The 21,697-nt window shown below is 70.3% G+C and carries 21 protein-coding genes; 11 read left to right on the top strand and 10 right to left on the bottom strand.

What is annotated here, in order from left to right; translation table 11 throughout:
- Positions 1 to 54 precede the first annotated feature (54 nt).
- Genes ACFSZT_RS23170 through ACFSZT_RS23155 form a run of 4 tightly spaced genes read right to left on the bottom strand, consistent with a single transcriptional unit; the run spans position 55 to position 4,014 of the window.
- Entirely contained in the window at positions 55 to 1,827 is a 1,773-nt protein-coding gene (locus tag ACFSZT_RS23170; RefSeq protein ID WP_377384101.1) for a sodium/solute symporter, read from the bottom strand.
- Positions 1,824 to 2,171: a hypothetical protein gene (locus tag ACFSZT_RS23165; protein WP_377384103.1), complete on the bottom strand. Its 348-nt coding sequence runs from the start codon at positions 2,169 to 2,171 to the stop codon at positions 1,824 to 1,826. The genes ACFSZT_RS23170 and ACFSZT_RS23165 overlap by 4 nt, the downstream gene beginning before the upstream one ends.
- Complete coding sequence (locus ACFSZT_RS23160) at positions 2,168 to 2,947, bottom strand: LytR/AlgR family response regulator transcription factor (protein ID WP_377384106.1); 780 nt, start codon at positions 2,945 to 2,947, stop codon at positions 2,168 to 2,170. Before ACFSZT_RS23160 ends, ACFSZT_RS23165 begins: the two co-directional genes overlap by 4 nt.
- Positions 2,944 to 4,014: a sensor histidine kinase gene (locus ACFSZT_RS23155; RefSeq protein ID WP_377384109.1), complete on the bottom strand. Its 1,071-nt coding sequence runs from the start codon at positions 4,012 to 4,014 to the stop codon at positions 2,944 to 2,946. The genes ACFSZT_RS23160 and ACFSZT_RS23155 overlap by 4 nt, the downstream gene beginning before the upstream one ends.
- Before the next feature lie 185 nt (positions 4,015 to 4,199).
- On the opposite strand from ACFSZT_RS23155, the gene ACFSZT_RS23150 reads away from it, so the two are divergent.
- The 8 genes from ACFSZT_RS23150 (at position 4,200) to ACFSZT_RS23115 (ending at position 11,732) form a co-directional block, all read left to right on the top strand.
- Positions 4,200 to 4,481: a DUF3040 domain-containing protein gene (locus ACFSZT_RS23150; RefSeq protein ID WP_377384111.1), complete on the top strand. Its 282-nt coding sequence runs from the start codon at positions 4,200 to 4,202 to the stop codon at positions 4,479 to 4,481.
- A 57-nt stretch (positions 4,482 to 4,538) separates the two neighbouring features.
- Entirely contained in the window at positions 4,539 to 5,900 is a 1,362-nt protein-coding gene (gene nhaA / locus ACFSZT_RS23145) for a Na+/H+ antiporter NhaA (RefSeq protein WP_377384113.1), read from the top strand.
- A 143-nt stretch (positions 5,901 to 6,043) separates the two neighbouring features.
- A complete protein-coding gene (gene tig, locus ACFSZT_RS23140) occupies positions 6,044 to 7,483 on the top strand; it encodes a trigger factor (protein ID WP_377384116.1) in 1,440 nt (479 codons plus the stop codon).
- Between the two features lie 108 nt (positions 7,484 to 7,591).
- Positions 7,592 to 8,203 (top strand): ClpP family protease, encoded by a 612-nt coding sequence (locus ACFSZT_RS23135; protein ID WP_377384119.1) that lies wholly within the window; start codon positions 7,592 to 7,594, stop codon positions 8,201 to 8,203.
- 25 nt (positions 8,204 to 8,228) lie between these two features.
- A complete protein-coding gene (locus ACFSZT_RS23130; protein WP_377384121.1) occupies positions 8,229 to 8,858 on the top strand; it encodes an ATP-dependent Clp protease proteolytic subunit in 630 nt (209 codons plus the stop codon).
- A 217-nt stretch (positions 8,859 to 9,075) separates the two neighbouring features.
- Positions 9,076 to 10,371, top strand: a complete 1,296-nt coding sequence (clpX, locus tag ACFSZT_RS23125) for an ATP-dependent Clp protease ATP-binding subunit ClpX (protein ID WP_377384123.1) — start codon at positions 9,076 to 9,078, stop codon at positions 10,369 to 10,371.
- Between the two features lie 17 nt (positions 10,372 to 10,388).
- Entirely contained in the window at positions 10,389 to 10,718 is a 330-nt protein-coding gene (locus ACFSZT_RS23120) for a hypothetical protein (protein ID WP_377384126.1), read from the top strand.
- Between the two features lie 69 nt (positions 10,719 to 10,787).
- Positions 10,788 to 11,732 carry an anti-sigma factor RsbA family regulatory protein gene (locus tag ACFSZT_RS23115; protein WP_377384128.1) on the top strand — a complete coding sequence of 315 codons (945 nt, stop codon included), beginning with the start codon at positions 10,788 to 10,790 and terminating at the stop codon, positions 11,730 to 11,732.
- Between the two features lie 37 nt (positions 11,733 to 11,769).
- On the opposite strand, the gene ACFSZT_RS23110 is transcribed toward ACFSZT_RS23115, so the two are convergent.
- Together ACFSZT_RS23110 and fdhD are read right to left on the bottom strand one after the other, a co-directional pair.
- A complete protein-coding gene (locus ACFSZT_RS23110) occupies positions 11,770 to 12,606 on the bottom strand; it encodes an alpha/beta hydrolase (RefSeq protein WP_377384131.1) in 837 nt (278 codons plus the stop codon).
- A gap of 115 nt (positions 12,607 to 12,721) precedes the next feature.
- The gene (gene fdhD, locus ACFSZT_RS23105; protein ID WP_377384134.1) at positions 12,722 to 13,549 is read right to left on the bottom strand and encodes a formate dehydrogenase accessory sulfurtransferase FdhD; all 828 of its coding nucleotides are present in this window, start codon (positions 13,547 to 13,549) and stop codon (positions 12,722 to 12,724) included.
- Positions 13,550 to 13,667: 118 nt separating this feature from the next.
- Here fdhD and ACFSZT_RS23100 point away from each other — a divergent pair, with 118 nt between their 5' ends.
- From ACFSZT_RS23100 to ACFSZT_RS23090, 3 genes are all read left to right on the top strand, one after another.
- Positions 13,668 to 15,026, top strand: a complete 1,359-nt coding sequence (locus ACFSZT_RS23100; protein WP_377384137.1) for an L-lactate MFS transporter — start codon at positions 13,668 to 13,670, stop codon at positions 15,024 to 15,026.
- Positions 15,023 to 15,160, top strand: a complete 138-nt coding sequence (locus ACFSZT_RS23095; RefSeq protein WP_377384139.1) for an MFS transporter small subunit — start codon at positions 15,023 to 15,025, stop codon at positions 15,158 to 15,160. The genes ACFSZT_RS23100 and ACFSZT_RS23095 overlap by 4 nt, the downstream gene beginning before the upstream one ends.
- Positions 15,161 to 15,252: 92 nt before the next feature.
- Positions 15,253 to 17,787: a M14 family zinc carboxypeptidase gene (locus tag ACFSZT_RS23090; RefSeq protein ID WP_377384142.1), complete on the top strand. Its 2,535-nt coding sequence runs from the start codon at positions 15,253 to 15,255 to the stop codon at positions 17,785 to 17,787.
- A gap of 122 nt (positions 17,788 to 17,909) precedes the next feature.
- Here the strand turns inward: ACFSZT_RS23090 and ACFSZT_RS23085 are convergent, their stop codons facing one another.
- Genes ACFSZT_RS23085 through dctP form a run of 4 tightly spaced genes read right to left on the bottom strand, consistent with a single transcriptional unit; the run spans position 17,910 to position 21,696 of the window.
- Positions 17,910 to 18,557: an RraA family protein gene (locus tag ACFSZT_RS23085; protein ID WP_377384145.1), complete on the bottom strand. Its 648-nt coding sequence runs from the start codon at positions 18,555 to 18,557 to the stop codon at positions 17,910 to 17,912.
- 45 nt (positions 18,558 to 18,602) lie between these two features.
- Entirely contained in the window at positions 18,603 to 20,015 is a 1,413-nt protein-coding gene (locus tag ACFSZT_RS23080; RefSeq protein ID WP_377384147.1) for a TRAP transporter large permease, read from the bottom strand.
- The gene (locus ACFSZT_RS23075) at positions 20,012 to 20,584 is read right to left on the bottom strand and encodes a TRAP transporter small permease subunit (RefSeq protein ID WP_377384149.1); all 573 of its coding nucleotides are present in this window, start codon (positions 20,582 to 20,584) and stop codon (positions 20,012 to 20,014) included. Before ACFSZT_RS23075 ends, ACFSZT_RS23080 begins: the two co-directional genes overlap by 4 nt.
- Positions 20,581 to 21,696: a TRAP transporter substrate-binding protein DctP gene (gene dctP, locus ACFSZT_RS23070; RefSeq protein WP_377384151.1), complete on the bottom strand. Its 1,116-nt coding sequence runs from the start codon at positions 21,694 to 21,696 to the stop codon at positions 20,581 to 20,583. The genes ACFSZT_RS23075 and dctP overlap by 4 nt, the downstream gene beginning before the upstream one ends.
- Position 21,697 lies beyond the last annotated feature (1 nt).

Raw genomic sequence — 21,697 nt, 5'->3', positions numbered from 1 at the left:
ACAGGGGATGTGCTGCGCGACACAGTAGGAGCTGTCCCCGTGGGTCGGAAATCGTCAGCGGACCAATCGGCGCGTGATGCGACGAACGGCAGACGAACGGCGCGCCGACCACGACGAGTGGCCCAGGTCACGTGCGGCCACGGTGCGGTCGGGGAACGGCGGCGGGCGGTGCTCGTCCAGGTGGAGCCGCAACATCGCGGCCGTCGCCCACGGTGCGGGCCGCCCGAGCAGCGACACACCGACCATGGTCGCGAAGGCCAGCGGCACCGACCACGGTGCGGGCTGGGCGACCAGCAGCGCGGGCACACCGGACAGTCCCGGGTCGAAGACGTTGAGTACGAACGCGCCCGTGGTGGCCACCAGCCCGGTGGCCACCCCGGCGATCGCGCCCGACGCGGTGAGCCTGCGCCACCAGATGCCCAGCACGAGCAGCGGGCAGAAGGTCGACGCCGCCACCGTGAAGCCCCAGGTCACGAGGGTTCCCGCGTCGAACCCGGCTGCGGGGAGCGCGAGCAGGACCACGGTGACCGCCGCGCCGACCACCGCGACCCGCAGCTGGCGCAGCCCGCCGGGCACGAGGTCGTGCGAGATCGCGCCTGCCACCACCAGCAGCAGCCCGAGCGAGGTGGCGAGGAAGGCGGCGAAGGCGCCGGCCGTGAGCAGCCCGGTGAACAGCGTGCCCACCGAGCCGTCGTCGACCTGGGCGGGCAACGCCACGACGGCGCTGTCGGTGGCGCCGCTCAGGTAGAGGTGAGGGACGAGCACCCGGCCGAGGACGCCGTAAATGCCGGGGAAGAGGTAGAACACGCTCAGCAACGCCACGGTCAGCGCGGCCGTCCGGCGGGCGGCGCGCCCGTCCGGGCTCGTGTGGAACCGCATGATGACGTGCGGCAGGCCCATCGTGCCGAGCATCGTGGCCACCAGGACCGCCCACGTCCCGAGCAACGGATGTCCCTCGTCGTGCAGATCCAGCAGCGGCCGCTCCCAGCCCGCCGCCCCGGGGACCGCCTCGCCGCGCACCTCGGGGACCCGCGTGCCGGCCTCGAAGGTCACCGTGGTCCCGGCGGGCACCTGCCACTCACCGGGATCCAGCGCTCGGGTGCCGCCGGGCTCCACCACGGCCGCGCCGGGCGGTACGTCCAGCGTCGCGCCCACCCGGAAGGACACCGTCGTGTTCTCGGCGAAGTGCGTGAACTCGGCCGGCCGGACCGCGTCGTCCCGCACCGTGGGCCCGGCCTGGATCAGCAACCAGATCGCCGGAACGATGAACAGCACGAGCTTGAACACGAACTGGAACGCCTGCACGTAGGTGGCCGCACGCATGCCGCCGAGCGCGAGGGTGGCACTCACGGCGGCACCGGAGATCGCCACCCCCACCCAGTAGGGCGTCTGGCTGACCACGCTGAGCACCAGTCCCGCCGTGCGGAACTGCGGCACCAGGTACAGCGCGCCGATGACGAGCACCACCACCGCGGCCAGCCTGCGCAGCGCGGGCGAGCCCAGCCGCGCCTCGGCGAAGTCGGGCACGGTCAGCGCTCCCGACCGACGCATCGGCGCCGCCACCAGCGCGAGCATCGCGATGTAGCCGGCGGTGAAGCCGACCGGGTACCACAGTGCGCCGATGCCGTCCTTGACCACGAGCCCCGCCACGCCCAGGAACGACGCCGCCGACAGGTACTCGCCGGACACGGCCGCCGAGTTCAGCAGCGGCGACACCCGCCGCGACGCCACCAGGAAATCCGACGTCGTGCGCATCGCCGCGACCCCGCGCAGCCCGATCAGCAGCGTGACCAGCACGACCGGGGCGACCGCGAACGCGACGATCATGTGTCCTCCGCCTTCTCCGCGCGGCGCAGGTGCCAGAAGGCGAGCGTCACCATCGCCGGGAACGGCACCACGACCGGAGCCAGCCAGGACACCGGGACGCCGGCAACGCGCACGTCGTCCAACGCGGGCCACACCGCCAGCACGAGCGGAAGCCCGACGACGAGCGCGAACAGCAACGCCAGCGCCACCATCGCGCGGCGCCGCTGCACGCGGTACAGCCCGACCGCGCGGGGCGCCTCGGCGGGGTCGAGGGTCGTCGGCCGCCACGGCCCGCGGTAGCGGCGGCGAGCGTGGGCGAGCCGGGTTTGGGGGCTGGTGACCGCGACCCGGCGGTGGTTGCTCATGTGCGCTGTTCGAGCTCGCCCTGCCGCGCGGCGTGCAGCAGCCGTTCCCGCAGCTGCCGGGCGTGCCGCCGGCTCACCGGGACGTCACCGAGATCGGTGTGGGCGAGCAGGCCACCGACCGAGTCGCTGCGCAGCTCGCGGACCGCGCCGAGCGCGACGAGGAACCCCCGGTGGGTACGCACGAAACCGGCACCCTCCCAGTACTCCTCGAGCCGCGAGATCGGCATGCGCACCAGGTGCACGCCCGACCGCGCGTGCAGCCGCACGTAGTCGCCCTGGGCCTGGACGAACAGCACGTCCCTGCGGCGGACGTACCGCGTCCGCCCGCCGGACTCCACCGGCAGCGCGGCCATGGCGTCCGGGGTGGCCCGGGAGTGCGCGGGCTCCTCGGTCGCCGCCATCCGCGTCACCCTGGTCAGCGCCTCCGCGAGCCGCTCGGCGCGGACGGGCTTGAGCAGGTAGTCGACGGCTCCGATGCCGAACGCGGCGACGGCGTGCTCGTCGTAGGCGGTGACGAACACGATCACGGGCGGGCTCGCGAGCTTGCGCAGCAGCGCACCGAGCTCGAGGCCGTCGAGCCCGGGCATCGCGATGTCCAGAAACACCGCGTCGAACTCGCCACCACGGATGAGCTTCAGGGCCGACAGCGGATCCGCCGCGGCCGTCACCGACGCGACCTCGGGCGCCTCCCGCAGCAGCGTGCACAGATCGTCCAGCGCGGCGGGGACGTCGTCGACGGCCAGGACGCGCAGACCGGTTGCGGAGGTCGTGTTCACGGCATCACCCCGGGCTGGAATCGCGGAACCCGAACGAGCACGCGGGTGCCCTCGCCCTCCGCCGTCTCCACCACCACGCCGAACCACGGCCCGTACACGTTGCGCAACCTCCGGTCCACATTGGCCAGCCCCATGCTCCTCGCCTCACCGTCCCCGGCGAGCAGCGCCTCGGCCTTCGCCGGGTCCATGCCCACGCCGTCGTCCTCGACGCTGATCACGCAGTCGGTTCCTTCCGCCTCGCCGAGCACCTGCACGGTGCCACCGCCGGGCTTGCGTTCGATGCCGTGGCGTACGGCGTTCTCCACGATCGGCTGCAGCACGAGGTACGGGACGGCGACGGCAAGCACCTCCGGCGCCACGCGGATCTGCACCTTGAGCCGGTCGCCCAGCACCGCCCGCTGCAGCGCGAGGTAGGTCTCGATGGCGTGGAACTCGTCGGCCACCGTGGTGTACTCGCCGTGGCTGGCGAGGCTGTAGCGGATGTAGTCGGCGAAGTCGAGCAGCAGCTCGCGCGAGCGGGCCGGGTCGGGACGCACCAGGCCGGCCACGACCGTGAGCGCGTTGTAGACGAAGTGCGGTGAGATCTCTGCCCGCAGGGCGCGCAGCTCGGCCTGGGCCGCCTGCTCGGCGGACTCCTCGAGGAGCCCGTGCTCCAGCGCGGCCACGATCAGGTGCGCGACCTCGCGCAACGCCGCCAGCCGGGTCGTGCCCGACACGGCGAGCACGCCCGCCAGCTCGTCGTGGACGATCAGCGGTTCGGCGACCACCTCGGCGCGCCGGCACCGGCTCTCCGTGTGCAGCACCTCGTTGATCATCGCGGTCGTGTCGACGTCCCGGGGCAGGGACCCCGCCACCACGATGTTGGGGGAGAGGTCGGCGAGCGCGACACCGTCGGCGGCCAGCAGCCTGCGGATGTTGCGGGCGGCGGAGCGGACGCGGGGCCCGGACAGGCCGTCGGCGAGGTCGTCCGCGATGTGGCGGGCGGTCTCCAGAATCGTGGCGGGATCACGTAGCCGCCGGGACCAGAGCTGCCCGCGCCCCGGCCCGGCTTCGGCAGGCACCGACATGCACGCTCCCGGCTGTCACCGACGACGTTGTGGTCTGGCTGGGTGATGACCTTGTGAATCTATCCGTCCGGAGTACCCAGCGTGAAGTCCGTCGGAGCACAGGGTCCACGAACCGGGCAAAATAGGCGCGGTCTGGGACTGTGCGTAACGGCGTCGTGGATCCATAATGGTCTTGGTGATGCCGCATGGCACTGCACGACGAAGAGCAGAGACAGCTCGCTGAGATCGAGCGTCGGTTGGCCGAGGACGACCCACGGCTCGCCCAGCGGCTCGCCACCCTGCGGCCCGGCTTCGGCGGCCCCATCCTGACCCTGGTCGGCCTCGTGGTCCTGTTCGTCGCCGGGCTCGCCGTCATCGCGATCGGCGCCGAGATCTCCTCGCCCGTGCTGGGCATCTTCGGCATCGTGCTCGCGGTGTGCGTGCCGACGGCGATCATCTGGCGGAAGTGGCTGCGCAAGCTGCGGTGACGTGCGCACGTCCGGGAACGGCCTTCCGGCCGAGGGCACCGTTTGTAGGATTCGGGAGTGAACAGCTCGACTCCGGCACGATCCCCGCTCTTCCGTCGTTCGTCCTGGGCCGAGTGGAAACAGGTCGCCGACATCCTGCGCCAGGAGACCGTCGGCGGGATGTTGTTACTCGCCGGCGCCGTGGTGGCGCTGGTGCTCGCCAACTCCCCGTGGTCGGGCTTCTACACCGCGCTGAGCGAGTTCACGTTCGGGCCCGAGGCTCTGCATCTGAAGCTCTCGGCGGCGGACTGGGCCGCCGACGGCCTGCTCGCCATCTTTTTCTTCGTCGTCGGGGTGGAGCTGAAACGCGAGTTCGTCGCGGGCGACCTGCGGGATCCCAGACGGGCGCTGGTACCCGTCGTCGCCGCGCTCGGCGGCGTGGCCATGCCTGCGATCATCTACGCGATCGTCAACTGGGGCGACGCGGAGGCGCTGCGCGGCTGGGCGGTCCCGACGGCCACCGACATCGCGTTCGCGGTGGCCGTGCTGGCCGTGATCGGCAGGCACCTGCCGTCGGCGCTGCGGACGTTCCTGCTCACGCTGGCCGTCGTCGACGACCTCGTGGCGATCCTCATCATCGCGCTCTTCTACACCGAGGAGCTCAATGTCGTCCCGCTGCTGCTGTTCCTGCTGCCCGTGGCCGTGTTCACCTTGCTGGTGCAGCGCCGCATCACCGCGTGTTGGCTGCTGATCCCGCTGGGGATCACGGCGTGGGCGCTGCTGCACGCGTCCGGCGTGCACGCCACCGTCGCCGGGGTGGCGCTCGGCTTCGCGGTGCCCGCCATGAAGCGGCCGGGGGAGACGGCGAGCCTGGCGGAACGGTTCGAACACCGGTTGCGTCCGGTCTCGGCGGGCGTGGTCGTGCCGATCTTCGCGTTCTTCGCGGCCGGGGTCACCCTGGGCGGGCTCGACGGGCTCGGCGAGACGCTCACCGACCCGGTGGTGCTCGGGGTCGTCGCCGGCTTGGTGCTCGGCAAGGCCATCGGCATCTTCGGCTCCACCTTCCTGCTGGCCCGGTTCACCCGCGCCGAACTGGATGGCGAGCTCGCGTGGATCGACGTGTTCGGCGTCGCCGTGCTCGGCGGCATCGGGTTCACCGTGTCGCTGCTGGTCGGCGACCTCGCCTTCGGCGCGGAGAGCGAGCACGGCGAACACGTCAAACTCGCCGTGCTCGCCGGATCCCTCGTGTCCGCCGTCCTCGCGACGGTGATCCTCCGCCTGCGCAACCGTGTGTACCGGCGCATCCACGAGGAGGAGACCCGCGACGAGGACCGCGACGGCATCCCGGACGTCTACGAGGAGGACGAGCCGCGGCCCGGGGCGGGCGGAGACGGCGCGCCGGGCGGGGTGGCGGAGCCCACGGAGCAGCCCCGGCGCTGACGGCGGACCGGCCGCGCGCATCCCGCGAGGCCCGGCACGGCCCTCGCGGGTCCGCTGGCCTAGACTCGGATTTCGGTCCCCTCTTGACCTGCGGTCGGCGGACCGATTCCAGATACCGACACTGTCCCGGCTAGGAGAAAACGTTGAAGAGCACCGTCGAGCAGCTGAGCCCGACGCGCGTGAAGATCAATGTCGAGGTGCCGTTCGACGAGCTCAAACCGAACTTCGACCGCGCCTATCGCAAGATCGCTCAGCAGGTCCGGATCCCCGGCTTCCGTCCCGGGAAGGCCCCGGCCCCCGTTCTCGAGAGCCGGATCGGCCGTGCCCCGGTGCTCGACGAGGTCGTCAACGAGGCCATCCCCGCCAAGTACCTGGAGGCCGTCCGGACCGGTGAGGTCCGCACTCTCGGCCAGCCCGACTTCGAGGTCACCAAGCTCGAGGACCGTGAGGTGCTCGAGTTCAGTGCCGAGGTCGACGTGCGTCCGGAGATCACCCTCCCTGACCTCAGCGATCTGTCCGTGAGCGTGGCCGACATCGAGCTCACCGACGCCGAGGTCGACGAGCAGCTGGACGAGCTGCGCGCGCGCTTCGGCACGCTCACCGGCGTCGACCGGCCCGCCGAGAACGGCGACTTCGTCTCGATCGACCTCTCGGCCACCGTCGATGGCCAGGAGGTTCCCGAGGCCTCCACGACCGGCCTGTCCTACGAGATCGGCTCCGGCCAGCTGGTCGAGGGCATCGACGAGGCGATCATCGGCGCCAGCGCGGGTGAGAGCAAGACGTTCACCACGAAGCTCGTCGCCGGCGAGTACGCGGGCAAGGACGCCGAGGTGACCGTCAAGGTCAACACCATCAAGCAGCGGGAGCTGCCGGAGGCCGACGACGAGTTCGCCCAGCTCGCCAGCGAGTTCGACACGCTGGAGGAGCTGAAGTCCGACCTGCGTGAGCGGCTCACCCGCATGAAGCGCATGCAGCAGGGGGTCGAGGCCCGCGACAAGGTGCTCGACGCGCTGCTCGAGCGGGTCGACGTGCCGCTGCCCGAGAAGGTCCTCGAGGCGGAGATCGACAACCGCAAGCACGACGCGATCCACCCCTACGACCACGACGAGGAGGCCTACAAGAAGGCCCTCGAGGCGCAGGGTGGCGACCCGGAGGCGTGGGAGCGGGAGGTCCGCGAGGAGGCCGAGAAGTCGGTGCGGCAGCAGCTGCTGCTCGACGCGCTCGCCGACGAGCAGGACGTCCAGGTCAACGACGCGGAGCTCACCGAGCGCATCATCTACCAGGCCCAGCGCTTCGGCGTCAGCCCGGACGAGTACGTCCAGCGGGCCCAGCAGTCGGGCCAGCTCGGCGCGATCTTCGCCGACGTGCGCCGCGGCAAGGCGCTGGCCTCGGTGGTGCGCAACGCCACGGTGACCGACGCCTCCGGGCAGGAGCTGGACCTCACGGACCTGTTCGGTCCCGAGGAGGACCAGGCTCAGGCCGAGGCCGGCGAGGGTACCGAGGGCGCCGGCGAGGCCGGTCAGGCGGACGCGGTGACCGAGGCGGACGAAGCCGGCTCCGCCGCCGCGTCGCCGAACAAGTGATCCATTCTCATGCTCTGAGCGAACTCGGGCGGTGTCAGGCATTCTGCGCCGCCCGAGTTCGTTAGGGTCGGTTACAAGATCTGAGACTTCTCGAAAAGGCAGGCAGACGTGACGCAGCACATGCCCGAGGGGCGTACCGGCACCGCGGGGCTCAACCTGACCGACTCCGTGTACGAGCGGCTGCTCCAGGAACGCATCGTGGTGCTCGGCTCCGAGGTCAACGACGAGGTCGCCAACCGCATCACCGCGCAGCTGTTGCTGCTCGCGGCGGAGGACTCGCAGGCCGACATCCGCTTCTACATCAACTCGCCGGGTGGCTCGGTCACGGCAGGTTTCGCGATCTACGACACGATGCAGCTCATCGAGCCCGACGTCGCCACCTACGCGATGGGCATGGCCGCCTCGATGGGCCAGTTCCTGCTGTCCTCCGGCACGCCCGGCAAGCGTTACGCGCTCCAGCACGCGCGCATCCTGATGCACCAGCCGTCCGCGGGCGTTGGCGGCACCGCGTCCGACATCGCGATCCAGGCCGAGGTCTTCGGCAAGTGGAAGCAGGAGCTGGCGCGCATCACCGCGGAACAGACCGGGCAGACCGTCGAGCAGATCCTGGCCGACGGCGATCGCGACCGCTGGTTCACCGCACAGGAGGCCAAGGACTACGGCTTCGTGGACCAGGTGCTGACCCGCGAGAACCCGACGCCGAACTCGAACTCGAACTGACCGGGATCGGTAAGAGGAGACAACCATGAACAACGCATATCTTCCGCAGTCCCGGTACGTGCTGCCCTCGTACGTGGAACGGACCAGCTACGGGGTCAAGGAGTCCAACCCGTACAACAAGCTGTACGAGGAGCGGGTGATCTTCCTCGGCGTGCAGGTGGACGACGCGTCGGCCAACGACGTGATGGCCCAGTTGCTGCACCTCGAGCACGAGGACCCCGACCGCGACATCACGATCTACATCAACTCGCCCGGCGGCTCCTTCACGGCGCTGATGGCGATCTACGACACCATGCAGTTCGTGCGCCCGGACGTCTCGACGGTGTGCCTGGGCCAGGCCGCGTCGGCCGCGGCCGTGCTGCTGGCGGCGGGCACCAAGGGCAAGCGGCTCGCGCTGCCCAACGCCCGGGTGCTGATCCACCAGCCGGCCACCGAGGGCACCTACGGCCAGGTGTCGGACCTGGAGATCCAGGCCAACGAGATCCAGCGCGTGCGCCGGCTCATGGAGCAGACGCTGGCCAAGCACACCAACAAGTCGGCGGACGAGGTGCGCGCCGACATCGAGCGCGACAAGATCCTCACGCCGGAGGACGCCAAGGAGTACGGCATCATCGACGAGATCCTGCCGTACCGCAAGGCCTCCATCACGAGCTGAGATCGCCGACGGGCGGGAGCGTGTCGTCACCGGACACGTTCCCGCCCGTCGGGCTATCGTGTCCCGCACGCGTCCGGAGAATCGCTGTCGGTCTCCCGTTGGGCGCGTCGGGCGGGTACCGTCAATGGCAGCGCCTGGCCTTCGCCTCCGGGCGAGGGGCGGGCGAGACGAGTCAGGTGCAAGGTTTGGCGCACCGGAGGGGACGAGGTCAGCGGTCATGGCACGGATCGGCGACGGCGGAGACCTGCTGAAGTGTTCTTTCTGCGGGAAGAGCCAAAAACAGGTGAAGAAGCTCATCGCCGGACCAGGCGTGTACATCTGCGATGAGTGCATCGACCTCTGCAACGAGATCATCGAGGAGGAGCTGGCCGAGGCCGGCGACGTCAAGCTCGACGAACTCCCCAAGCCCGCCGAGATCCACGACTTCCTCGAGCAGTACATCATCGGCCAGGACGACGCGAAGCGGACCCTGGCCGTCGCGGTGTACAACCACTACAAGCGCATCCAGTCGCAGGACAAGACGGGCCCGAAGGACTCCAAGGACGAGCCGGTGGAGCTCGCGAAGTCCAACATCCTCATGCTCGGCCCCACGGGCTGCGGCAAGACCTACCTCGCGCAGACCCTGGCGAAGCTGCTGAACGTGCCGTTCGCGATCGCCGACGCCACCGCGCTGACCGAGGCTGGGTACGTGGGCGAGGATGTCGAGAACATCCTGCTCAAGCTCATCCAGGCCGCCGACTACGACGTCAAGCGCGCCGAGACCGGGATCGTCTACATCGACGAGGTCGACAAGATCGCGCGTAAGTCGGAGAACCCGTCGATCACGCGGGACGTCTCGGGCGAGGGCGTGCAGCAGGCGCTGCTGAAGATCCTCGAGGGCACCACCGCCTCGGTGCCGCCGCAGGGTGGGCGCAAGCACCCGCACCAGGAGTTCATCCAGATCGACACCACGAACGTCTTGTTCATCGTGGCAGGTGCGTTCGCGGGCCTGGAGAAGATCATCAACGAGCGCGTCGGCAAGCGTGGCCTCGGCTTCGGCGCGGAGATCCGCACCAAGCGCGAGATCGAGGAGAGCGACGTCTTCTCCGACACGATGCCCGAGGACCTCATCAAGTTCGGGCTGATCCCGGAGTTCATCGGCCGCCTCCCGGTGGTGGCGAGCGTGACCAACCTGGACAAGCCCGCGCTCGTGCGCATCCTCACCGAGCCGCGCAACGCGCTGACCAAGCAGTACAAGAAGCTCTTCGAGATGGACAACGTGGAGCTCGAGTTCACCGACGCCGCGCTGGAGGCCATCGCCGACCAGGCGCTGCTGCGCGGCACCGGTGCCCGGGGTCTGCGCGCCATCATGGAGGAAGTGCTGCAGCCGGTGATGTACGACATCCCGAGCCGCGACGACGTCGCCAAGGTCGTCATCACCGAACAGACCGTCCGGGAGAACGTCAACCCGACGATCGTGTCCCGTCAGCCCTCGCGCCGCCGCAACAGCGAGCGCGGTGAGAAGTCCGCCTGAGCCACACACCGCCCCGCATGGATTCCTCACCACAACCGGAGACCCCGCAGCTCGGCGACGTCCCGTCGCGGCTCGTCACGGCTCTGCGGTTGAAGCATCCGCGGGTCCACCTGGGGATCGTGGTGGTCCTGGGGGTGCTCGTCACGGTGTGCCTGGTGGCCACCGTCACCCGCCTGTCGCCGCTGCCGCTGCTTCCGCTCGCGGCATTCGGCGTGGCCGCCCCGGCCGCATGGCGTGCGCGGACCGCGGCGGACGACCGGCACCTGCTCGGCTGGATGGCCGTGCTCGGCGTCGGGATCGCGGTCGGGTTCTGGCTCCTCGGCTACGTCGGCCGGATTCTTGAATGAGGTTTCGCATTGGCCCGAAGTGGCTAGCCTGACCGGGTACGGTGCGTCGACCGAAGAGGACGCCAGGCTGTGACGACGATCGGGGAGCTCGACAGCGGGGAGTTCTCGCATCCGGCACTGTTCTATCGGGACGAGGCGAGCTACCTCGCCGGAACGGTGCCGTTCCTGCTCGACGGACTCGCGGTGGGGGACGCCGTCGCCGTCGCGGTACCGGGGGAGAATCTGGCCCGCATCGAGGCGGCGCTGGGTGATTCCGCCGGCGACGTGAAACTGCTGGACATGACCGAGGCCGGGCGGAACCCCGGCCGCATTCTGAGCGGAGTGTTGCGCGCGTTCGCCGACGCACACCCCGGCCCGTTCCGGATCATCGGGGAGCCCGTGTGGGCCGCGCGCTCGGACGACGAGTACGCGGCCGCCGTGGAGCACGAGGCGCTGATCAACGCCGCATTCGCCGGCCGGGCCGGCACGATCCTGTGCCCGTACGACACGGCCAGCCTCAAGCCCTCGATCCTGGCCGACGCCGAGGCGACCCACCCGGTGCTCGTCGACGCGTCCGGTGAGCGGGAGAGCCTGGTTTACGCGCCCGACGACATCGTTTCCACCTACAACCAGCCGCTGGTGGCGCCACCGTCGGCACCGGCGATGGAGTTCGCACTGACCACGCTGGGTGCGGCGCGCCGGTTCGCGGTCGACATCGCGGCCGACGCCGGCCTGCGCGGGACCCGGCTCGACGACCTCACCCTCGCTGTCGGGGAGCTGACCGGCAACAGCGTCCAGCACGGCGGCGGCGCCGGCGTGCTGCGCGTGTGGACCGAGGCCGACGCCGTCATCTGTCAGGTGGAGGACAAGGGCAGGCTCGCGGACCTACTCGCGGGCAGGACTCCGGCGTCACCGCGACAGCTCGGCGGCCGGGGCCTGCTGCTGGTGCACCACGTGTCCGATCTGGTCCGGACCCATCGCACGGCCGAGGGCACGGTGACCCGGGTGTATTTCCGGACGGACCGACAGGTCTGAGGCCTGTCTCCTCAGCGGAGGAGCCGCGTGTGGTGGCCTAGTCCGGACCCGCGTTGGGCACGTGGGAGCCGAGGAACCGCACCAGCTCCGGCACCGTGCTGCTGAAGAAGTCGCTCGTGTGGCCGCCCTCGGAGATGCGCACCAGCGCGGGGCGGGCCCGCGCGACGAACTGCCGGACACCCACGATGAACGGGTCCGACGTGCCGCACCACACGGCGGTCGGAATGCCGCGGGTGGCGTCGAGATTGTGCAGCGGATCCAGCTCGGCCCACTCGGCCTCGCTGGTGAACGCCCCGCGCTTGCGCATGCGGGTCCACGAGGTCATCAGGGCGGGCGCAATGGTGCCGATCGCCTCCACGGGCTTGCGGCGTTCCCGCCGGCGCCGCGCGTACAGCAGCGCCCCGAAGCCGCCCATCGACGTGCCCGCGACGGCGAACGGCGTGCCGTCGCTGCCGGCGAGCCCGCGTTCCCGGAGCCAGCGCGGGACCTCGTCGAGGAGCATGGCCATCGGGTCGTCGCCGGTGCGGTCCGCCTGCCAGTAGCTGCTCGGGCCGCCGTCGACCGCCACGAACCCGAAGGGCGGGACACTGCCCGCGCCGACCTGCTGCGTGAGGCCGTCGAGCAGGCCGCGCGGGGCGGCGCTGTGGGCCGTGCCGAACCGGCCGTGCAGCAGCAGCGACATCGGCATTCCCCGCGGCGGCGTGCGCGTGGGGAGCGTGAACACGAGGTCGACCTTCCGGCCGCGTGCCCGGGAGTAGACCCGTTCGGTGCGGGTGACGCCGGTGGCGGCGGGCGGGGCGACCGCGGGCAGGAGCAGCCGCTGGTACGGCGACGGGGAGTCCGAGCCGGGTGCGGCGAGGACCGTGGCGGTCACGCCTGCCGTGGCGCCGAGCGCCGAGACGGCTCCGGTGAGGAGGACGGTGCGCCTGCTCGGCCCGCTTCTCGTCGAGGATGGGACCGCAGGCCGACGTCTTCCACTCCGCACCCGGTCAGGTTTCCACAATCCGTTTGTCGCCCGTGTAAAGGTTCATGCTCTGCCCGCGCAGGAAACCGACGAGCGTCATGCCGTTCTCCTCGGCCAGTTCCACCGCGAGCGACGACGGTGCGGAGACCGCGGCCAGCATCGGCACGCCGGCCATGGCCGCCTTCTGCACCAGCTCGAACGAGGCGCGGCCGGACACCAGCAGCCCGTAGTCCAGCAGCGGGACCCGGTTCTCCAGCACCGCCCACCCGAGGACCTTGTCGACGGCGTTGTGCCTGCCGACGTCCTCGCGCACGGCGAGCAGCCTGCCGTCGGAGGTGAAGAGCGCGGCGGCGTGCAGGCCGCCGGTCGCGGCGAACACCTTCTGCCGCTCGCGCAGCGTGTCGGGCAGCCCCGCCAGCGTCGCGGTGCCGACCGTGAACGGCGAGCCGGACGGGTCGTAGCGGGTCCGCAGCTTGACGGCGTCGAGTGCGGCCTTGCCGCAGACGCCGCACGACGACGTGGTGTAGAAGTTCCTCTCCACACCGGTGTCCGGTTCGGGGACGCCGTCGGCGAGGGCGAGGTCGAGCACGTTGTAGGTGTTGCGGCCGGTGTCGTCGACACTGTCGCAGTAGCGGGCGGTGGCGATGTCCTCACGCGAGCCGATGACGCCTTCCGAGAGCAGGAAGCCGTGGGCGAGCTCGACGTCGTGGCCCGGGGTGCGCATCGTCACGGCCAGCGACTTTCCGGAGACACGCAGCTCGAGGGGCTCCTCGGCGGCGAGCGAGTCGGGCCTGCGGCGCTTGCCCTCCGGCGTCAGCATGCGTACCGGCCTGCGCACGGTGACTCGGCCCATCGGAGATCACTCCCACCTGCGGTTGGACAACGCCTCGCTGCGCGGGCGGCGGTCGTGTAATAGGTTCTCCCGCGAGCGATGCAGACGTTCGACGGTATCCAGTGTACGGAGGTCCAGCGTGGCACTCGGTTTTCTCGACCGCACACACAGCATCGCATCCTCCGGTTGGAGCCGTTGGCTGGTTCCCCCGGCGGCGCTGTCCGTACACCTCGCCATCGGCCAGGTCTACGCGTGGAGCGTGTTCAAGCCGCCGTTGGAGGAGACCCTCGGCCTGTCGGGCACGCAGAGCGCGTTGCCGTTCCAGCTCGGCATCGTCATGCTCGGCCTGTCCGCCGCGTTCGGCGGCACGCTGGTCGAGCGTAACGGACCCCGCTGGGCGATGTTCGTCTCTATGGTCTGCTTCTCGTCGGGGTTTCTGGTCTCCGCGCTGGGTGTGGCACTGTCGCAGTACTGGCTCGTGGTGCTGGGCTACGGCGTGGTCGGCGGCGTCGGGCTCGGGATCGGCTACATCTCCCCGGTGTCGACGCTCATCAAGTGGTTCCCGGACCGGCCGGGCATGGCGACCGGCATCGCGATCATGGGCTTCGGCGGGGGAGCGCTGATCGCCTCGCCGTGGTCGAGCCAGATGCTGGAGTGGTTCGGCACCAGCACCGGCGGCATCGCGACGACGTTCCTCGTGCACGGCATCGTCTACTTCGTCTTCATGGCGATGGGCGTGCTGCTGATCCGGGTGCCCGCCGAGGGGTGGCGCCCGCCGGGAGCGCAGGCACGCGAGAACGGCGGCGGCGCGATGGTCACCACGGCCAACGTCTCCGCGCGCAACGCCATCCGGACGCCGCAGTTCTGGCTGCTGTGGGTGGTCCTCTGTCTCAACGTGACCGCGGGCATCGGCATCCTGGAGAAGGCCTCGCCGATGATCACGGAATTCTTCGGGGACACGGCGGCGCCGGTGAGCGCGGCGGCGGCCGCGGGTTTCGTGGCGCTGCTGTCGCTGACCAACATGCTGGGCCGGTTCGTGTGGTCGTCCACATCGGACCTCGTCGGCCGGCGCAACATCTACCGGCTCTATCTCGGCGTGGGTGCGCTGCTGTACCTGGTGATCGCGCTGACCACCAACACGTCGAAGTTGCTGTTCGTGCTGTGCGCGATGGTGATCCTTTCCTTCTACGGCGGGGGCTTCGCGACGATCCCGGCGTATCTGAAGGACCTGTTCGGCACCTATGAGGTCGGCGCCATCCACGGCCGGCTGCTGACGGCATGGTCGACGGCGGGCGTGCTCGGGCCGCTCATCGTCAACGCGGTCGCCGACAGTCAGGAGGCGGCGGGCCGGCATGGACCCTCGCTCTACACCGCGTCGCTGTTCATCATGATGGGCCTGCTGATCGTCGGCTTCATCGCCAACGAACTCGTGCGGCCGGTGCATCCCCGCTTCCACGAACCCACCGAATCGATCGAGCAGACGAAGGAGGCGCGGTGACCACGGCAGGCAACGATCGCGAACGGCCGCGCAGGAAAGGTCTGCTTACGGTGGCCTGGCTCTGGGTGGGCCTGCCGTTCGCCTACGGCGTGGCGGAGCTGTTGCGCAAGCTCGTGCAGCTCTTCGGCGGTTGAGGGGTTTCACGGCTCCGTTACAGACGCGATCTTGTGCTGTCGTTAGCGAGGCGAAAGACTGTGTCCCCGGTTGTCCGGGGACTGGAGGATTCGTGGTCGCGCCGCCCGCTGTTCGACGTGTACTGACCGTTCTCGCGCTGGCACTCCTGCTGCCTGCCCTCACCGTTCCGGCCCGGGCGCAGGACCCGTCGACGCACCGGGAACCGGGCAACGGTGCCGAGCGCAGCACGGTGGCGGCGAGTGCGGCCGCGCCGCGCACGCTCCTGGCCGCGGCTGGGGAGAACCGCCCGGACGGCGATCAGGCGGGCTATCCGCGGTGGACGACCCTGCGGGTGTTCCCGGAGAACCGCGCCGACAAGGCCATCAAGCTCGGGCTGACCCCGTACCACGACATCGCCCCGGCGCTCAACGAGCTGCAGGCACGCACCGACCGGGTCTCCGCCGAGGTGGTCGGCCACAGCACGCAGGGCCGCGACCTCTACCTGGTGACCGTCACCGCGCCCGAGTCCGCCACCGAGGCGCGCAGGCAGGACCGCTGGCGCGAGCTCATCGAGAACGACCCGGTGGCCGCGGCGCGGGATCCCCGCCTCGCCCGCGAGTACAAGGCCCCGGTGTGGATCAACGCGAACATCCACGGCGACGAGTGGGAGGGCACCGACGGCGCGCTCCGCGTGATCGAGCGGCTCGCCACCACGGACGATCCCGCCGAGGTCGCGATGCTCGAGCGCACCCGGATCTACGTGACCGTCACCAACAACCCGGATGGCCGGGTGGCCGGCACCCGCGCCAACGCCGCCGGCTTCGACGTCAACCGGGACCACATCACCTCGACCCAGCCGGAGTCACGCGCCGTGCGGGACGTCCTCATCCGTACCCAGCCGCTCGTGATGCTCGACGAGCACGGCTACACCGGCACCACCCTCATCGAACCGGGCACGCCACCACACGGCCAGAACTACGAGTACGACCTCTACCTCAAGCACGCCTACGACAACGCGCTCGGCATGGAGAAGGCGATCGCCGAGCTCGGCCACCCGGAGACGGCGCGCGCGGACATCCCGTTCCGCGACTTCCCGCCGGGCGAGTGGGACGACTGGCCGCCGATCTTCACCCCGATGTACTCGATCTACCACGGTGCGGTCGGGCACACGGTGGAGGTGCCGCTGCGGGTCAACCGCGCCGAGTACGACCGGCTGCCCGTCGACGAGCTGCGCCGCCGGGCGGGCATCAACACCGATGTCGCCGCCGCCACGATCTCCGCGGCGATCGAGTACACCGACAGCCACCGCTCCGAGCTGATCGCCGACCAGATCGAGCTGTTCCGGCGCGGCTGGGCGGGCGAACCGCAACGGGAGATCCCGGACGGCTACGTGCCCGGTTTCGGAGAGGAGGACCGCTACTCGGTGGAGTTCCCGCGGGCCTACGTGATCCCGGTGGGCTCCGGGCAGCGCTCCGAGCGGGCGGCCGCGCGGCTCGTCGATCACCTGGTGGCGCACGACGTCCGGGTCACGCGGGCCCAGCACGCGTTCCGGCTGGCGGGGACCAACTACCCGAAGGGCTCCTACGTCGTCGATCTGCACCAGCCCAAGCGCGGGCTGGCCAACGTGATGCTCGCGGAAGGCCTGGACATCTCGGCGGATGTGCGGCGCATGTACGACATCTCCGGCTGGAGCCACGGCCTGCTGTGGGGCGCCACGGTGGACGTCTCGCGGACGCAGGCCCCCACGGTCCGCACCACGCCGGTGACGGTGGCCGCACCGACCGGCGAGGTCGCCGCGCCACGGGCGTCGGAGCTGGCGCTCGACCTGGTGGACGGCGCCGACATCCAGGCCGCGAACTTCCTGCTGCGCAAGGGAATCGAGCTGGTCCTGCGCGAGGACGGCACGGTCGTGGTGCCCGCGTCGGCACGCCGGGACGCCGCCGAGGCGGCGGAGCGGTTCGGCGTCCGGTTCACGCGTGCCCGCGGGGGCGAGCGCGGTACGCCGCTGCGGGCGCCGGTGATCGCGGCCGCCGTGGCCGCCGACGAGCTGGCCGTGCTGCGGCAGCTCGGGTTCGACGTCCGGCCGGTATCCACCGAGGCCCTCAACGCCGGCTTCGACCTCGGCGAGGTGGACACGTTGGTCGTCTCCTCCGGGCTCGTCCACGGCCGGCTCACCGCCGGGGCCACGCAGCGGCTCGCGGAGTTCCTCGCCGACGGCGGCGTGGTGACCAGAGGCGCCACGGGTGCCGCGTTCAACGCCGACGCGGGCCTGCTGCCGGTGACCGCGGTGGCTGGGCGAGGGGACGCCAACGGCGTCGTCTCGGTCACGAACGCGGCCGGACCCATCGGTGCGGGCGCGCCCGCGCACGCGTTCGTCTACTCGCCGCTGTGGTTCACCGGCCTCGGCGAGGGTGTCGTGGCCGAGCAGCGGTACGCCGAGCCCGACCCGCTCGTGTCCGGGCACTGGCTGCCCGGTGACGACGGCAACGGGCCCGCCGAGGCGGCGGGGGAGGCCGCCGTGGTGTCCGGGGTCGCGGGCCAGGGCGCGAGGACCGTGCTCTTCGGCACCGAACCCCTCTTCCGCGACCACCCCAAGGGCCTGTACGCGCAGGTCGGCAAGGCGGTGTTCTGGACAGCGGCGGGGTAGGGCGGGGCGAGCGACCGGGTTTCGGCGGATCCCGCGACGGCACGCACTGTCGAACGACGAACCGGTGAGGCCCGCGGAATCCCACGGGCCTCACCGGTCGCTCGGTGCATCAGGAGAGCGGGCTACGGCCGGTACTTGGCAGCCCCGGAGAACTCGGCGATGCTGCCGCCGACGGTGATGGACTCACGGGCCGGTCCCTCGGCGTCCTCCTTCTCCCTCAGGCGTGCGCCCAGGCCGACCGCGTCGGCAGGCTTGAGAAAGGCGACCCCGTCGGAGTCGGCGAAGACCACATCGCCCGGGTGGACGGTGGCACCGCCGACCGTGACCGGGACGTTGATCGCCCCTTCCAGCCCGCCGATGCGGGTGGTCAGCGGGCTGAACCCGCGGGAGAACACCGGGAAGTCGTACGCGAGCGTCTCGTCGTAGTCGTTGATCGATCCGTCCAGCACCGCTCCGGCGGCACCCCGCGACTTGGCTGTGAAGGAGACCAGACCGCCGAAGCAGGAACGCTGCACGTCCCCGGACTGGTCGACCACGAGCACGTCCCCCGGGCGCAGCATGTCCACGGCCAGGTGCACCGCGGTGGAGTCCAGGTGCGGGATACGCACGGTGACGGCGGTGCCGACGAACTTGACGGGGCGTTTGTTGGGTACGAGGCCGAGCGCGAACCCGTGATCGCGCATGTGCCCGAGGGTGGAGACGCACACGTCCTGGAGCTCGGCGACGATGCGATCGTCGATCCGGTCGGGCATGTCGTTGACCACGAACATGAACGGTGTCCTTTCTTCTGCGGTGACGGGGAAGGGGTGCAGCCGCTACTGCGCGCTGGAAAGATCCGGCAGGAACGTGACGATCTCGGGGAACACCAGCAGCAGGGCCACCACGACGAGGTCGGCGATGATGAACGGCACGATTCCCCGGAAGATGCGGTTGAGCCCGGCCTCGGGAACCGATCCGGAGTAGACGAACGCGTTCATCCCGACCGGCGGGGTGATGAGCGCCATCTCGGCGACCTTCACGATCACGACCCCGAGCCAGATGCCGTCGAAGCCGTACTCGACGAGGATCGGGTGCAGCAGCGGAGCCGCGACGAGGATCATCGAGATCCCATCGAGGAACATGCCGAGCGGGAGCAGCAGCGCCAGGCACAGGATCAGGATCAGATGCGGTGGCAGGTCGATGCCGATGACGGCGTCGACCAGTGCCGTGCTCGCGCCGGACAGCGCCAGGAAGTAGGTGAAGACCCCAGCACCGGCCATGAGCAGGAAGGTCATGGCGGTCAGGCCGACGGCTTCCCCGAGCGAGTCCTTGATGGCGCTCGCCCACCGAGGCGGTCGCGTGCGGATGAGCAGGATGAGCAGGGCCGCCAATGCTCCGAAGGACGCTGCCTCGGTCGGCGTGGCCACACCGAGGTAGATCGTTCCGATGGACACCAGGAAGATCACGACCAGGAACGCGAAGCCCGTGAGGTCGAGCTTCGGGGCGGGTGTGAGCACCTTGTCCGCGGTCGAGGGGTGGTCGTCGACTGTGGTCGCCACGCCGGTGCCGGTGCTGCCGGGATTCGTCGCGTGACCCACCGTGGCGCCCGCGGTGCTGAGCGCGGGCCGGCGCTTGCGCTGGAGCGTCACCACGACGGTGATGGTGGCCGCGTAGGGTAGAATGGTCAGCACACCCGGCCCGATGCCGGCCAGCAACAGATGCCCGATGCTCTCGTCGGTCACGATGCCGTACAACACCAGCACGATCGACGGCGGGATGAGCACGCCCAGGGTTCCGCCGGAGCACACGACACCGGCGGCGAGCTTGATCCCGTGTCCTGCCTTGACGATCGCGTCCGTCGATACGCGCGCCATGGTGGCCACCGTCGCGACGCTGGATCCGGTCACGGCCGCGAAGAGCCCGGAGCCGGTCAGCGAGGCGAGCGCCGTGCCACCCGGGACCTTGCGGAGCACCCGGGAGGCGAGATCGAAGCCGGCCTGCGCCAGGCGTGCCTGGACGGCCAGGACACCCATGAGGATGAACAGGGGAATGATCGTCAGCGAGTAGTCGGCCGCGGCGGAGAAGGGCTGATTGGAGACCGTGCTGACGGCCGCGTCCGTGCCGCGAAGCAGGACGACGCCCACCAGTCCCGCGATCATGAGCGACAGTCCGACGTGGAGTCTGATCGCCAGCAGGACGAGGAACAGTGCGAGAACGGCGAGGACGGTGATGAGTGTCCCGGTGGTCATCGGACCCTCTCTCTCGGTGGCGCGGAGGGCTTTTCCGCGACGCCCGCGGGTTCGGTGGTGCCGTCGTCGCTCCGATCAGCCCGTAGGCCGAGGATCTCGCGGCATTCCTTGGCGATGGTGGTGACGAAGAACAGGACAAAGGACACCAGCAGGACGAGCTTCGCCGGCCAGGTCGGGAGCCGGAGAATGTCGTTCGTGGTCTCGGCCCGGTCGATGGCGCTGACGAGGACGTCGGCGAGGCCCCAGGTCAGCAGCAGGCCGATGCCGGCCAGCAGCAGCAGCCGCACGGCCGAGAGAGCCATCCGGCGGCGTGGCGAGAGCCGATCGGCGAGCATGCCGACGGCGACATGCCGGCCGTCGACCTCGGCCGAGGCCAGCCCGAGAAAGGCGATCGCCACCATCAGCAGCGTCGAGATGTCGACGGTGCCGAGGATCGACTGGTCCCTCAGCGTCCGGCTGCCGACATCGGCGACGGTGAGCAGGACCATGGCGAGGAGGAAAAGTCCCGCTGTGGCGCTGAATGCCACAGCACTGGCCCGCGCTACCCGGGCGAGGCGGACGGTGCTCATCCCTGGTGTCCTTTCATGCAGCTGATGAGCGGATCGGAGTAGTCCGACCTGCGCTCCTCCTCGGCCACGATGCGCCGGTAGTCGTCCAGCACCGACTGCGCGTCGTAGCCCCGCTGCTCGTACCTGGCCACCCAGCTGTCGGCGATGTCGGCGTCGGCCTTCCACGTCGCGACGTCGTCCTGGGGCAGGGAACCGAACTCGGTGCCGGAGCCGGTCAGTTCCTCGCAGGCGGTCCTGGCGGCGGCATCCATCTCGTCCAGCCCGTTGTCGATGGCGTTCCGGGACGCGGTCTGCAACGCCTCCTGGTACTTCTGCGGCATCGACTCGTAGAGCTCCTCGTTCACCACGACGACCGACGAGGAGTACACGCCGATACCGGGATCGACCAGCTGTGGCGTCGTCGTGGACAGAGCGAAGGTCGAGAGGTTGGCCAGCGCCAGCGACGTGTAGCCGTCGACGACCCCCCGTTGCATCGATTCGTAGATGTCGGTGGCGGTCATCGCGACCGGGTTGGCGCCGGCCGCGAGCAGAACGTCGGAGGTCAGCCCTCCCGCGCGGATGCTGCGGCCGCGGAGGTCCGTGACGTCGTTCGCCGGCCGGTTGAGCCCGAGCACGGCGTTGCCGAGCGGAATGGGAAACAGGAAGCGGACTCCCTGGCGGTCGAAGTCCTCCCGGTAGGTGCGGTTCTCCCCGTACAGGCGCGTGATCGCCCTCATCTGGGCTTCGGGATTCTGGGTCTCGAACGGCAACTCGATGACGGTGAACATCGACAGATCCGAGGCCGCGTAGATGGAGCCCACCTGCGCGAGGTCCGCGCGACCGTCCTGAGCCGCCCGGACGGCCTCCTCGGCGTCGACGAGGCTCTCGGAGTAGTGGAAGCGGACGGTGACGCCGCCGTCGGTGAGTTTCTCCACCTCCTCGGCCCAGCGCTGGACGGTCCTGGACTGGTCGGACGTGGCGTTGGAGTAGGTCGTGTAATGCAGGACGTAGTTGTCGTCGTCCCCCGTGCCACAGGCGGTGAGCCCGGTGGCACCGACCATCACGGTCGCGGCCGCGGCGAGCAGTCTGCCGAACTGCCGCCGTCCTTTCGTCGGGTTGGTGGTCCGGTGCACG

Origin of the sequence: Prauserella oleivorans (assembly GCF_042685745.1) — a bacterium.
GTDB classification, from domain to species: Bacteria; Actinomycetota; Actinomycetes; order Mycobacteriales; family Pseudonocardiaceae; genus Prauserella_A; species Prauserella_A oleivorans.
The sequence above is the reverse complement of the archived record's forward strand: the minus strand, read 5'-3'. Positions and strand labels throughout refer to the sequence as shown.

What these genes read in the sequence shown, in the direction of transcription:
- ACFSZT_RS23170 (WP_377384101.1), bottom strand. Translation starts at nt 1,827, where the DNA reads ATGATCGTCGCGTTCGCGGTCGCCCCGGTCGTGCTGGTCACGCTGCTG.
- ACFSZT_RS23165 (WP_377384103.1), bottom strand. Translation starts at nt 2,171, where the DNA reads ATGAGCAACCACCGCCGGGTCGCGGTCACCAGCCCCCAAACCCGGCTC.
- ACFSZT_RS23155 (WP_377384109.1), bottom strand. Translation starts at nt 4,014, where the DNA reads ATGTCGGTGCCTGCCGAAGCCGGGCCGGGGCGCGGGCAGCTCTGGTCC.
- ACFSZT_RS23150 (WP_377384111.1), top strand. Translation starts at nt 4,200, where the DNA reads ATGGCACTGCACGACGAAGAGCAGAGACAGCTCGCTGAGATCGAGCGT.
- ACFSZT_RS23130 (WP_377384121.1), top strand. Translation starts at nt 8,229, where the DNA reads ATGAACAACGCATATCTTCCGCAGTCCCGGTACGTGCTGCCCTCGTAC.
- clpX (WP_377384123.1), top strand. Translation starts at nt 9,076, where the DNA reads ATGGCACGGATCGGCGACGGCGGAGACCTGCTGAAGTGTTCTTTCTGC.
- ACFSZT_RS23120 (WP_377384126.1), top strand. Translation starts at nt 10,389, where the DNA reads ATGGATTCCTCACCACAACCGGAGACCCCGCAGCTCGGCGACGTCCCG.
- fdhD (WP_377384134.1), bottom strand. Translation starts at nt 13,549, where the DNA reads ATGGGCCGAGTCACCGTGCGCAGGCCGGTACGCATGCTGACGCCGGAG.
- ACFSZT_RS23085 (WP_377384145.1), bottom strand. Translation starts at nt 18,557, where the DNA reads ATGTTCGTGGTCAACGACATGCCCGACCGGATCGACGATCGCATCGTC.
- ACFSZT_RS23080 (WP_377384147.1), bottom strand. Translation starts at nt 20,015, where the DNA reads ATGACCACCGGGACACTCATCACCGTCCTCGCCGTTCTCGCACTGTTC.
- ACFSZT_RS23075 (WP_377384149.1), bottom strand. Translation starts at nt 20,584, where the DNA reads ATGAGCACCGTCCGCCTCGCCCGGGTAGCGCGGGCCAGTGCTGTGGCA.